This window comes from Rhizobium sp. FKY42, assembly GCF_005222835.1.
Lineage (GTDB): Bacteria > Pseudomonadota > Alphaproteobacteria > Rhizobiales > Rhizobiaceae > Neorhizobium.
The window spans coordinates 984,919-997,498 of the sequence record NZ_STGA01000029.1; the positions used below are offsets into that span (position 1 = coordinate 984,919).

The following is a 12,580-nucleotide window of genomic DNA, read 5'->3' on the forward strand; positions in this document are numbered from 1 at the left end:
TTTGCTGACCGACGCCCCTCTCCTGCCTGATACCGGCGAACCGGGCTTTGGTCTTTATGTCCATTGGCCGTTCTGCGCGGCCAAGTGCCCCTATTGCGACTTCAACAGCCATGTGCGTCACACGCCTGTCGATCAGCAGCGGTTCACGCAAGGATTCCTGAAGGAAATGGACACGATGCGAAGCCTGACTGGCCCGCGAACCGTGACCAGCATCTTTCTGGGGGGCGGCACGCCCTCACTGATGGATCCTGCAACCGTTGAGGCCATTCTGGATGGTATCGCTGCACGGTGGCATACACCAGCCGGGATAGAAGTGACGATGGAAGCCAATCCTTCCAGCGTGGAAGCGGAGCGTTTCCGCGGCTACCGTTCGGCGGGTGTCAATCGTGTGTCTCTCGGCGTTCAGGCGCTGAATGACCGCGACCTGAAGTTCCTCGGGCGCCTGCACGATGTGGCGGATGCGCTGAAAGCCATACGTCTGGCGCGCGAGATTTTTCCACGCATGAGCTTCGACCTCATCTATGCACGCCCGAACCAGACTGTCGAGGAATGGGAAAGGGAGCTCAACGAGGCCGTATCCTACGCCGTGGATCACCTTTCCCTTTACCAGCTTACCATCGAAGAGGGCACGGCCTTCTATGGGCTGCACAAGGCTGGCAAGCTGATCGTACCGGATGGCGATCAATCTGCGGCGCTGTACGAAGCGACGCAATCCATCACCGAAGGCTTCGGAATGCCTGCCTATGAGGTTTCCAACCACGCAAAGCCAGGTGCCGAGAGCCGACACAACCTGACCTACTGGCGCTATGGCGACTATGCCGGTATTGGTCCAGGCGCGCATGGGCGCATCAGCCGTGACCGCACAAAGATCGCGACCGCGACCGAACGCATGCCCGAACGCTGGCTAGAGCAGGTGGAAGCCAATGGCCATGGCATGGTGGAGCACGAGATCCTTGAACGCGAGGAACAGGCGGACGAACTTCTGCTGATGGGTTTGCGCCTGCGCGAGGGCGTGGACCTTGCCCGCTGGCAGCAATTGTCCGGCCGATTTCCCAATCCGGCGCGCGAGCAGTTTTTACTGGAACACGGGTTTATAGAGCGTCTCGGAAACTCCAGACTACGGTGCACGCCAGCCGGAATGCTGATCCTCGACGCGGTGGTGGCGGATCTGGCTTGTTGAGCGCTACTCTCTCGAATCCAATAAGTGCGCCGCGCTTTAGAGCGCCTCAGCACCGTCCATTTTCCACGCGAAAACATGGAGCCAAGGCGTCGGCAGGCCATCATAACCGCCACCCTGCTGAGCTATTATTTCCAACGAAGACCAGCCGTGACCGTAGCTCGCGCGCAGCCAATCCTGATCAGGATAATTGTAGTAGCGGCCAAGCCCATCAAGGCCCTCCGCATGACCAGCCTTGTAGCTGGCGTAGAAGATACCGTTTGGCTTGAGTGCACGCTGGATACGCTGGAGGATATCAGCCAGGTCATGTCGCGGGACATGGAGAAGGCAGGCATTCGCCCAGACACCATCATAGGCGTCGAGGGCGCTGATCTGAGCGAAGGGGAGGATACCAACAGGAATTCCGAGACGAGCCGAGGCCTGCTCCGCCATCTCGGCAATTCCATCGGTTGGATGGACCTCGAGGCCTTTTGATAGCATCCAGGCGCTATCGCGGCCGCTGCCGCAACCAAGCTCAAGCACCCGCGCATCGCGTGCCAAGAGTGCGCCGAAGCGCGTCAGATGTTCCGAGACAGAATAATTACCTGTGTCTGCGGCGTAGCTTGCCGCACGACGACTGTAAAAGGATTGGGTGGCATCAGTATCGGAACCCATGCCACCGCGTTGCATCAGGCGTTGTTTTCGTTGATCAAGCGCTTGAGCAATTCGATCTCGTGGCTGAGCTTGGTATCACCGGAAATCAGCTCTTCGATCTTGCGCACAGCGTGGAGAACGGTCGTATGATCGCGCCCGCCAAAGCGGCGACCGATTTCCGGGAATGACCGCGGAGTCAACGTTTTCGACAAATACATGGCGATCTGGCGCGGCTTGACGATGACACGCGTACGGCGGTTCGACACAAGCTCCTGGCGCGAAACGTTGTAGTGGCGCGCCACAATCCGCTGAATGTCCTCGATGCGAACCCGCTTTGCCTCGCCCGCACCCACGAGATGCGCAAGAAGCTCATCGACGCGCCCGATGGATAGCTCAGGTTCGAACGAGCGCCGGAAGATCAACTGGTTGAACGCACCTTCAAGTTCGCGGCCGGAATTGGCAACATTGCGCGCAACGTGGCTCAGGATCTCATCGGGGATATCGAGCGCCTGATCATCCTGACGCGCCATTTCCAGACGGCGCTTCAGCATCTCGAAGCGCATCTCATAGTCCGGTGTTTCCATCTCGATGGCAACGCCACCCTGGAGGCGTGAACGGACGCGAGGATCAAGAGATTCCAGCTCCCACGGTGCACGGTCGGCGGCGACAACCACTTGCTTTGCACTGTCCAGCAGCATGTTCAGAAGGTGACAGAACTCGTTCTGGATCATCTTGCCCTGCAGAAACTGCATGTCATCGATGATGAGAAGGTCGATGTTGCGCAGCGACTCCTTCAAGGTCAGCGCGTCGTTGTCGCGGATGGCCGTTGCGAACCGCCACATGAAATATTCAGCGGTCAGATAGACGACACGCGGCATGCGGGATGAACCGACCGCCGCATTGGCAATGGCCTGCAGCAGATGCGTCTTGCCAAGGCCCACACCGGAATGAATGAACAGCGGATTGAACCGTACGGCGCTTGCACCGGCTTCCGCAATCGTGCGGGCTGCGGCCAGTGCCACCCGGTTCGACGGACCCTCGACGAAGGTGTCGAAGGTATAACGGCTGTCGAGCGGCGAGCCAAACAGAGGGCCTGCAGAAGCGGTGCGAGCAGATGGCGCTGCAGCCTGTTGTGCTGGCTGGGACTGCGTCGGAAAGGCCGCGATCTGGCCGATTTCGCGCGGACCGCTGGAACGGCGCTGCGGTGCTGCAACGGGAGTTTCCGGTACTGCTGCACGCTCTTCGCCAGACGGACGAACCGCACGGCTGGCCGTTCTCACCAGGATCTCAACCTTCAGGATCTCGGAGTCCTCGGCCTGAAAGATAGAGGTAATGAGATCCAGATAGCGGTTGTTGATCCAGGATTTGAGAAAGGTCGTCGGCACGCTGAGACGAACGACGCTCTTGGAGATGGAGTGCAGTTTCAGGCGACCAAACCAGCTTGCATACACGTCAGGGCCGACCTGCGCCTTCAAACGGGCACTGAACCGTTCGAACAGAGCATCATGCTTCATTTCAGATTTTTCCCCTGCCGCCTGGGACTGAACGCTTTCGAACGCCTCGGACACCTGGTTGCCACTCTCCAAAGTCCGGGTCGATACGGTGTTCATATGCATTCCTTGCCGCCTTCTCATGTGTTTCCCGCCGGAAGGTGCCAAAGCCACCCGCCAGGATAAATTCTTGTTCGGCCTCTGCTCCCGGTTCTCCTCGCCAGAACCGGCAACATCCGCCTTGGTTGCATGTGCCGTGCGACCCCTCGCACGGCGCCGGCTATCCGGCTGCTGGCGCGCCCCCGTGCGCCCCAGGAGACCCGATCTCACCCTCGTCGATGAAACCAGGCCCGCACTTCAATCCGAATGCAACGCCCCATTCGGCACAAACGATAGACCCCGGTGCCCATGAGGCACCGATGAATACGCTCAAACTTTTTGAAGAACCGAACTGCGTTCGCGGTCCGGACAAGAGACGAAAATCTGGAGACCTCGGTCAAGCCGAAATCTCTGCGTCGATTTTCTGGAGGGTTCCCCGTGCCTCTTGCTGAGACCTATTAAGGCAGGATCAAGGGGGGGAATCAACGACGAATTTTACATAAAATTAAGCCAGACGCGTTGACTCAGAGCGCCTAATTTGACTCGGAGAAGAGGCTTTCGGGGAGAATCTCAAACGAATCAATGGGATTCAAAAATGACATAGAGACACAGGGCGAGAAAGGGCAAAAAAATAAAAAATCGCTTGACTCACAGACTCTCGAATTTCCCCGACCGACTGCGACAGCCTTGACAGGATCCTCCGATAAATACCTGAAAATAAACAATTATTTCTGTCACTGCGGTGTCATGGAAGTCTTTGCCACCCTTTGACCCAACTTCTTACAGGTCAGAATCACGAAAAGCCCGGTCGATGACCGGGCTTCAAAATGACAACCGTTTGTGACGGTAATTAGGCGGAGATTGCCTTCACGCGGGCCGCAAGACGCGACACCTTGCGCGAGGCCGTGTTGCGGTGAACAACACCCTTCGTGGCAGCGCGCTGGATTTCCGGCTGAGCTGCCCGCAGAGCTTCCGCTGCTGCTGCTGCATCGCCCGAAGCGATGGCTTCCTCAACCTTACGGATGAAGGTACGAACGCGCGAACGGCGCGCCTTGTTGATGTCTGTGCGGCGTGCGATCTTGCGGGTCGCCTTCTTCGCCGAAGTGGTATTGGCCATCTCTGCCTCTCTTCGAATTCGAACCAAAACTCCGCCGTCGCCGCGCCGGGTCTACCTGACCTGTCATCCAGCAATTTGGGAGCAATAGAGGAAGCCGTCGAAGGCTTTCCCAACTGTGGGCGGTCTAATAGCTGGAATGCAGCCCGCCGTCAACGCGCAATTTCGCAGGATTTTTTGCGAAAAGGTCGAAAACATCGAGTCTTGCGAGTCACTTCTGGCACGTTGCGCAGAAGAAGGTTGAGCGGCCGGACTGTACAACGCGTTCAATCGTTCCGCCGCAGCCATCGCGCCGACAGGGCTGCCCTTCCTGATCGTAGACCGCAAAACTGTGCTGGAAGTAGCCCAGTGAGCCGTCCGTCTGGATGTGGTCGCGCAGGCTAGAGCCTCCCGCCGCGATGGCATCGGCAATCACGTCGCGAATGGCCTGCACCAACGTTTCCAAGGCCGGGCCAGGATTCCCGCTACCCGTCACGAGTGTCGCGCCCTTCCTCAGTGGGGAAAGCCCGGCACGCCAGAGAGCTTCACAGACATAGATATTGCCGAGGCCGGCAATGACCGTCTGATCGAGCAAGAGGCTTTTCAACGGTTGTGAGCGCCCCTCGAACTTTTTCGCCAGCACATCCGCATCCAGAAGATTGCCGGTCGGCTCCGGCCCCATTCCGGCAAAGGCCGGATATAGATCAAGTTCAGCTCGCGGCCACAAATGCATGAAACCGAAACGACGAGGGTCGTTGTAGATGACACGGCATGCAGCCTCTTCGGATTCGAGATGGAAAACGACGTGATCGTGCTTGCCATCCTTGGATCGCACGTAATGAAACTCACCCGGAAGATCGCTCAAGTCGCCTTGTTCGATGCGGAAGGAACCGGACATGCCCAGATGAGCTATTATGGTCATGCCATCGTCGAGATCGATGAGCAGATATTTGGCGCGGCGCCCCAGCCCGACAATCCGCCGGCCGGACACACGGGCGGAAAAATCATCCGGAAAGGGAAAACGTAGATCGGGACGCCTGGCCTCGAGCGAAAGCACCGTCATGTTCTCCATCACGGGCGCCAATCCGCGGCGCACCGTTTCCACCTCTGGCAATTCGGGCATGCGTACCTTACTTCCTGTTTCAACGGCGCTGCCCTTGCTCTATAGACCAGCGCCAAAGTGCCGCAAGCGGCCTCAAGAGAGATAGTATAGCCGATCCAACTTCGCTATGGTCCGGCCGAGTTTGAAACGGAGATGAACAACCATGGCTGAGAACCGTGTCACGGCAGACGGCGGAATGGAAACCTCCTACGGTTTTCGCAGTGTTGCGGAAGGCGAAAAGCAGGGCCTGGTGAACGAAGTATTTCACAAGGTCGCGAAACGCTACGACATCATGAACGACGTCATGTCGGCGGGCATGCATCGTGTGTGGAAGAATGCGATGGTGGCCGCACTCAATCCGCGCAAGGATCCCTCCTACAAGGTCCTGGATGTCGCAGGCGGCACCGGAGACATTGCCTTCCGTATCGTAGAGGCCTCCAACCGTCTCGCCCATGCCACCGTTCTGGACATCAACGGTTCCATGCTGGAAGTCGGCGCAGAACGCGCTGCCAGCCGCAAGCTTTCCGACAATCTGACGTTTGTCGAGGCCAATGCGGAGGAACTTCCGTTCGAAAACAATAGCTTTGACGCTTATACGATTGCACTTGGCATTCGCAATGTTCCGCACATCGATGTGGCACTGAGCGAAGCTTATCGGGTTCTGAAGCGCGGCGGGCGTTTATTGGTGCTGGAGTTTACGGAATTTGAGATTCCGCTTCTTGATCGTATTTACGATGAATGGTCTTTCAAGGCGATTCCGCGGTTCGGCAAGATGATTACCGGCGATGCAGAGCCCTATCAGTATCTGGTGGAATCGATCCGCAAGTTCCCCAATCAGGAAGATTTCGCCAAGATGATCCGAACCGCCGGGTTCTCCCGCGTGACCTACACCAATTATATGGGTGGCATCACAGCGCTTCACTCTGGCTGGAAATTGTAATCGCATGAAATTGGCAAAGATTGCTGCGGAGGCTGGCCAATGAGCACGATCGGCGCCTATTTCCGGCTTGCGCGCGTGGGCTGGGTTCTCGTGCGGGAAGGCGTGGTGGTGGCACTCCCGACCCAAGGTCTGCCGCCGGTTGTCGGACTGGTGAAGTCGCTTGCTCAGATTTTCACGCGCCCCAACTCCATCCAGGAAAGCCGAAGTGTGCGCCTCACGCGCGCGGTTGAAAGGCTGGGGCCCTCATACGTTAAGATTGGCCAGTTTCTCGCGACCCGCCCGGATGTGGTGGGCGTGGACTGGGCACTGGATCTTTCCATGCTGCAGGACCGCATGGCCTTCTTTCCGACCGAGACGGCGAAGAGTGCCATCGAAACCTCGCTTGGCAGGCCGGTAGCCGAACTTTACACGCGTTTCGAGGAGCCACTCGCTGCAGCCTCCATCGCGCAGGTTCACCCAGCAGCCGTTGCCTATGCCGAGGGTGAGCGCAAGGTGGCCGTGAAGGTTGTGCGTCCGGGCGTGCGCCAACGCTTCGCCCATGACATCGAGAGTATGTACCTGATCTCACGGATGCAGGAGCGCTTTCTGCCTTCCACGCGCCGCCTGAAGCCGGTGGAGGTGACACGCACGCTGGAGCAGACCACGAAGCTGGAAATGGATCTGCGGCTTGAAGCGGCAGCCCTTTCTGAAATCGGCGAAAACACCAAGAACGATCCGGGCTTCCGGGTTCCACAGGTGGACTGGGAGCGGACCGGGCGCGATGTCATCACCATGGAATGGATCGATGGCGTCAAGATGTCGAATATCGAGGGTTTGCGACAGGCAGGCCATAATCTCGAAAGGCTGGCTGAAACGCTGATCCAGTCCTTCCTGCGCCATACGTTGCGCGACGGTTTTTTCCATGCTGACATGCATCCCGGCAACCTGTTCGTTGATCCGCAGGGCACGATTGTCGCCGTGGATATGGGCATTGTCGGGCGTCTCGGCAAAAAGGAACGCCGCTTCCTCGCCGAAATCCTCTATGGCTTCATCACGCGCGACTATATGCGGGTGGCGGAGGTGCATTTCGAAGCGGGCTATGTGCCGTCTCATCATGATGTCGCGAGCTTTGCGCAGGCCATCCGCGCCATTGGCGAACCGATCCACGGACAGCCAGCGGAAACGATTTCCATGGCACGTTTGCTTGGCCTGCTCTTCGAAGTGACGGACCTCTTCGAAATGCAGACGCGTCCGGAATTGATCCTGCTTCAGAAGACCATGGTGGTTGTCGAGGGCGTTGCCCGCATGCTCGACCCTCGCTTCAACATGTGGCGTGCAGCGGAACCCGTAGTGGGTGACTGGATCCGTGATAATCTTGGTCCGAAGCGGGTCGTGACAGATCTGAAGGACGGGCTGAAGGCCGCGATGAAGCTGGCAGAAGCAGCCCCTGAAATCGCTGCCAAAACGGAAAAGTTCCATCAGCAGCTCTTGCATATGACGGAACATGGCGTGCGCTTCGACGATCAGACTGCGGAAGCGATCGGCAAATCCGAGGCAAGGCACAGCCGGTGGGGTCGCGCAGCGCTTTGGGTTATTGCTGCCTCACTGATTTACATCGCTGTGCAACTGAGCTGAGCCGGCCTCTTCTATCGCGTCGGCAAGAAGGCTAGTGGAATGAATTTGACATTTGATACCCACCCGCAGCAAACTCGAGGATCAAATGTCAAATTCGAAAATTCCACTAGAATCATAAGTTTATTAGTGGTTTCAAGTTTCTGACATTTGCCTGCGAGGATCCTGCGACTGGTAGCAAATGTCAGAAACAAACCACTAGGGTGAGGCCCGCAACGGGTAGGAGTGAATGCGGTCATGGAGCTTGCGGGAAAGCGCATTCTTCTCATCATTTCGGGCGGGATTGCCGCCTACAAAAGCCTCGACCTGATACGTCGTCTGCGCGAGCGGGGTGCTGAGGTCCGGCCAGTGATGTCACGGGCAGCGCAGGAATTCATCACGCCGCTTGCCGTCGGCGCGCTCTCTTCGGGACATGTCTACACAGATCTCTTTTCGCGGGAAGACGAGCAGGATGTCGGTCATATCCGGCTGGCACGTGATTGCGATCTGGTTGTCGTTGCGCCTGCGACTGCCGATCTGATGGCCAAGATGGCGCATGGTCTGGCCGATGATCTGCCCAGCGCCGTGCTGCTGGCCACAGACAGGCCTGTTCTTGTTGCGCCCGCCATGAACCCGAAGATGTGGGATGCGGCGCCAACGCGCCGCAACGCGGCAACGCTTCAACAGGACGGCATTCATTTCATCGGCCCCATGAAAGGCGAGATGGCGGAAAGTGGTGAGGCGGGCACGGGCCGCATGGCTGAACCGCTGGAGATCGCTGCGGCAGTCACCGGCCTGCTTTCGCCGGGCGAGAAGCCACTGGCCGGCAGAAAGGCCATCGTTACGTCAGGCCCCACACACGAACCGATCGATCCGGTGCGTTACATCGCCAATCGTTCTTCCGGCAAGCAGGGTCACGCCATTGCCGCAGCCCTTGCAAAATTGGGTGCTGAGGTAACGCTGATTTCGGGACCGGTAGTGATTGCCGATCCGACGGGGGTCACCACCACGCATGTGGAGACCGCAGACCAAATGCTGCACGCTGTTCTGGCCGCTCTCCCGGCCGATATCGCCGTGATGGTGGCAGCGGTGGCCGACTGGCGCGTCGCGGGTTCCTCAGACCAGAAGATCAAGAAGCAACCCGGTGAGCCTCCGGCTCCACTTCAACTCACCGAAAATCCGGATATCCTGAAGACGATAGGTCACCATGAGCAACGTCCACGCTTTGTTGTGGGCTTCGCCGCAGAGACACAGAACGTCGAGCAGAATGGCCGTCGCAAACTCGAAGCCAAGGGAGCGGATCTCATCGTCGCAAACGATGTTTCGCCTGTAACTGGCATCATGGGCGGCAATCGAAATCAGGTCAAAGTGATTTCGCCATCCGGCATCGAGGAATGGCCGGACCTCGGCAAGGACGAAGTTGCGGAAAAACTTGCGCATGAGATTGCGCGTCGGCTCGGATAGCAGCGTCAGAGATAGCTTGAGGCGAGACCCACAGCCGCGCCGAGCCCAAGAACCGCAACAGGGTGGGCGCGTGTCCAGATGGAGATCGCCGCGGTAACGCCCGTTAATGCAGCAAGCAGCAGCGTATGGGCTGACGCGAAAGTAATCACGACGGCGCTGGCCGCAACCAGCCCTGTTGTGATGGGCAGGAGCCCGGCCTGAACCACGGCGCGCCAGGGTCGGTCGCGAAACCGGTCCCAGACCGATACGGTGAGGCAGGTGATCAGCGATGAGGGCAGGAATTTCGCGATCGACGCGACCGCGAGCCCCGGCAATCCGGCAACGTGCCAGCCGATAAGAGGGACGATCATCATGTTTGGTCCGGGTGCCGCCTGCGCAAGCGCGAACAGCGCGCTGAATTCCTGCGCTGTCACCCAGTGCTGCACATCCACCACCCGCCGCTGTATCTCGGGCAGAACGGCATAGCCTCCGCCAAACGCCATGAGCGACAGTTCGGTGAAAATGAAGGCAAGCGCAATGAGGGTTCCGATCATGGACGCAACCTCCAGGCCAGAAGGACGGATAGTGGCGCGAGAACCAGCATGGTTGGCAATAGCGGCAGACGCAGGAAGGCGACCGCAAAGAAGAGCAAGGAGGCGATGAAGAGCGACGCCGGTTTGGTGAGGATCGGCCTGACGAGCTTGATTGCCATGGCGATCAGCAAGCCCGCTGCCGCCGCTGCCAGACCTGCGAAGACTTGCTGTACATGCGGATCGTCACGATACCGATCGTAAATCACGCCGAGAACGATAACGAAAGCCGTTGGAACCGCCGTTAGACCCAGAATCGAAGCCAGAGCGCCACGCCACCCGCGAAACTTCATACCGACGGCGACGGACATATTGATGACATTGCCCCCTGGCAGGAATTGGCATAATCCCAAAAGATCCACGAATTCATCGGGCGTCAGCCAGCGCCGGTCTTCCACCAGCATGCGACGGGCCAAGGGCAGAACGCCGCCGAAGCCGATGATACCTATCCCTAGGAAACCGAGAAATAGCTGAAGGCTGGTCGGGGGCGCGGAGGAAATCGCGGGGGCGCCATCAGTCTTCATCGTCAACTCTCATTTCCATTGTAAAGCAGGACGGCCAGACCGATTGGTCTGGCCGTCCTATTTTTTGTGATCAAGCCGCCTTCGCGAAAGGTGCGGGCGAGAATGCAGAGGTCAGCAGTCCGTCATCCGTCACCAAAACGGCGCTTCCCGCCGGGATTTCGGTCCAGGCATCCACATCATCGTTCAGCGGCTCAGACACGAGGCAATAGCCACCTTGTGGTCCCATAGGAGCCGCGTACAGCGTCGGCGGTTTTTGATCGCTCGCATAGCGAACCGCATAAAGCGATTTGCCATCCGAAAAGGCTGCCGTGAAGCGCACGAGCGGATTGGCCCCCTCCTCTGCGGCATGTTTCTGCACCAGGGCGATTGCGCGAGAAACGGCACCGATTGGATCTTTCGCCATTCCCATTTCCAGAGAGAGCAAAAAAAGCAGTTCTGAATCGGTCGTACCCGAGCGGGCGTGGAAGAGTTCATCCGACAAATGTGCTTCCAGCTTGCGGCGGATCTTATCAAAGCCTGCCACTTGGCCGTTATGCATGAATGACCAGGGACCGAAAACGAAGGGATGGCAATTATCTCGCCGCGTGCCACCGCTGGTCGCTGCGCGCACATGGGCGAGAAACAGCGGGGAGCGGATTTGCTTGGCAATACTGCGCAAGTTGCAGTCCGACCAGGCGGGCAGAATATCGCGGTATCGCCCCGGTTCGGGGTGGTCGCCATACCAGGCGATACCGAAGCCATCACCGTTGGTGGCGGTTTTTGCGCGGCTCGCGCAATGGCTTTGCTCGATGAGGGAGTGGGCAGGAGAGGAAACCAGTTCCTCCAGGTAAAGAGGGTTACCGCGATAGGCGGCCCAGCGACACATGATCGATCTTCCTGACTTAGACGCCCGGCAACCTGCCGGGCTACCGTTTAAAGCTTGTGACGAATTGGTAAACGATGCCTTAGCGAACGTCGTGTCCTGATGAAATTGCCTGGACATTGTCAAATTAATGGCCTGGCAAGACCGTACCGAAGCAATCAGCTCGCGATACACACCTTGCCTTATCAGGTGCCAAGTCTACATCCCAAAACATGTTAACATCTGATACAGCTTGTGAAGCCAAAGACCCTGTGGTGGCCCCGGCGGCGCTTGGAGAGCTTGCGAGAGAGCCGCAAGCCTGGGCGCTGTTCCTCGATATCGATGGCACTCTGATAGACCTTGCAGAGACGCCGGAAGCGGTGACCGTTCCGGATGGGTTGATTTCAACCCTGTCGCACATCTCAATCCTTCTGGGTGGCGCGGTCGGACTTGTTACAGGGCGTGCGGTTTCCTTTGCAGACCAGCTTTTCTTACCGCTGACTTTGCCGATCGCCGGTCTTCATGGCGCAGAAAGGCGAAATTCTGTCGGGGATCTGGAACGGCTGCCCAAGAACGAAGATTTTGAAGCACTCAAACGATCTCTAGCCCGCGTAACCGCTGACTGGGACGGTGTCATCATTGAAGACAAGGGATCGGCAGTGGCTGCCCATTACCGTCAGGCGCAGCAATGGACCGGACCGCTGGAAGCCGTCATGCAGTCTGCTGTCGAGGAGGCAGGGGCTGACTACACGCTTCAACGCGGCAAAATGGTGATTGAGATCAGGCCTGCCCGTGCCAGCAAGGGGGAGGCCCTTAGAGCCTTTCTCGACGCGGAACCCTTTCTGGGGCGCAAACCCATCGCAATCGGTGATGATCTGACGGATGAGGCGATGTTCAAAGTCGCCAATGAGCTGGGAGGCCTGTCAATCAGGATTGGAGAACTGCGCGATACCGCTGCGGTGCGTGCGATACCGTCACCGGATGCACTCAGGAAGATTCTGGCCGATCTGGCGCGCCGGGCCTGACATCATTCAGATTGAATTCGATCTTTGAAGAGG

General features: G+C 58.2%; 12 protein-coding genes. 5 read left to right on the plus strand and 7 right to left on the minus strand.

Annotated elements, in window-relative coordinates; genetic code table 11:
* Nucleotide 1: 1 nt before the first annotated feature.
* Nucleotides 2–1,180: a radical SAM family heme chaperone HemW gene (hemW, locus tag E8M78_RS15550; RefSeq protein ID WP_137135849.1), complete on the plus strand. Its 1,179-nt coding sequence runs from the start codon at nucleotides 2–4 to the stop codon at nucleotides 1,178–1,180.
* Between the two features lie 36 nt (nucleotides 1,181–1,216).
* On the opposite strand, the gene E8M78_RS15555 is transcribed toward hemW, so the two are convergent.
* The 4 genes from E8M78_RS15555 to mutM form a co-directional block, all read right to left on the minus strand.
* Nucleotides 1,217–1,831, minus strand: coding sequence for a class I SAM-dependent methyltransferase (locus E8M78_RS15555; protein ID WP_137135850.1), 615 nt, complete (start codon nucleotides 1,829–1,831; stop codon nucleotides 1,217–1,219).
* Nucleotides 1,832–1,845: 14 nt separating this feature from the next.
* Nucleotides 1,846–3,426: a chromosomal replication initiator protein DnaA gene (dnaA, locus tag E8M78_RS15560; RefSeq protein WP_137135851.1), complete on the minus strand. Its 1,581-nt coding sequence runs from the start codon at nucleotides 3,424–3,426 to the stop codon at nucleotides 1,846–1,848.
* Nucleotides 3,427–4,249: 823 nt separating this feature from the next.
* Nucleotides 4,250–4,516: a 30S ribosomal protein S20 gene (gene rpsT, locus E8M78_RS15565; RefSeq protein ID WP_062555168.1), complete on the minus strand. Its 267-nt coding sequence runs from the start codon at nucleotides 4,514–4,516 to the stop codon at nucleotides 4,250–4,252.
* A gap of 208 nt (nucleotides 4,517–4,724) precedes the next feature.
* Nucleotides 4,725–5,615 carry a bifunctional DNA-formamidopyrimidine glycosylase/DNA-(apurinic or apyrimidinic site) lyase gene (gene mutM / locus E8M78_RS15570; protein ID WP_137135852.1) on the minus strand — a complete coding sequence of 297 codons (891 nt, stop codon included), beginning with the start codon at nucleotides 5,613–5,615 and terminating at the stop codon, nucleotides 4,725–4,727.
* A gap of 142 nt (nucleotides 5,616–5,757) precedes the next feature.
* Here mutM and ubiE point away from each other — a divergent pair, with 142 nt between their 5' ends.
* From ubiE to coaBC, 3 genes are all read left to right on the plus strand, one after another.
* Nucleotides 5,758–6,534, plus strand: coding sequence for a bifunctional demethylmenaquinone methyltransferase/2-methoxy-6-polyprenyl-1,4-benzoquinol methylase UbiE (gene ubiE, locus E8M78_RS15575; RefSeq protein WP_137135853.1), 777 nt, complete (start codon nucleotides 5,758–5,760; stop codon nucleotides 6,532–6,534).
* A 39-nt stretch (nucleotides 6,535–6,573) separates the two neighbouring features.
* Entirely contained in the window at nucleotides 6,574–8,148 is a 1,575-nt protein-coding gene (gene ubiB / locus E8M78_RS15580; protein ID WP_137135854.1) for a 2-polyprenylphenol 6-hydroxylase, read from the plus strand.
* Nucleotides 8,149–8,382: 234 nt separating this feature from the next.
* A complete protein-coding gene (gene coaBC / locus E8M78_RS15585) occupies nucleotides 8,383–9,588 on the plus strand; it encodes a bifunctional phosphopantothenoylcysteine decarboxylase/phosphopantothenate--cysteine ligase CoaBC (protein WP_137135855.1) in 1,206 nt (401 codons plus the stop codon).
* A gap of 5 nt (nucleotides 9,589–9,593) precedes the next feature.
* Here coaBC and E8M78_RS15590 read toward each other — a convergent pair whose 3' ends face one another.
* The 3 genes from E8M78_RS15590 to E8M78_RS15600 form a co-directional block, all read right to left on the minus strand.
* Entirely contained in the window at nucleotides 9,594–10,121 is a 528-nt protein-coding gene (locus E8M78_RS15590) for a chromate transporter (protein WP_137135856.1), read from the minus strand.
* Nucleotides 10,118–10,681, minus strand: coding sequence for a chromate transporter (locus E8M78_RS15595; protein ID WP_137135857.1), 564 nt, complete (start codon nucleotides 10,679–10,681; stop codon nucleotides 10,118–10,120). Before E8M78_RS15595 ends, E8M78_RS15590 begins: the two co-directional genes overlap by 4 nt.
* A 70-nt stretch (nucleotides 10,682–10,751) precedes the next feature.
* The gene (locus E8M78_RS15600) at nucleotides 10,752–11,546 is read right to left on the minus strand and encodes a class II glutamine amidotransferase (protein WP_137135858.1); all 795 of its coding nucleotides are present in this window, start codon (nucleotides 11,544–11,546) and stop codon (nucleotides 10,752–10,754) included.
* A gap of 209 nt (nucleotides 11,547–11,755) precedes the next feature.
* On the opposite strand from E8M78_RS15600, the gene otsB reads away from it, so the two are divergent.
* The gene (otsB, locus tag E8M78_RS15605) at nucleotides 11,756–12,547 is read left to right on the plus strand and encodes a trehalose-phosphatase (RefSeq protein WP_137135859.1); all 792 of its coding nucleotides are present in this window, start codon (nucleotides 11,756–11,758) and stop codon (nucleotides 12,545–12,547) included.
* Nucleotides 12,548–12,580 lie beyond the last annotated feature (33 nt).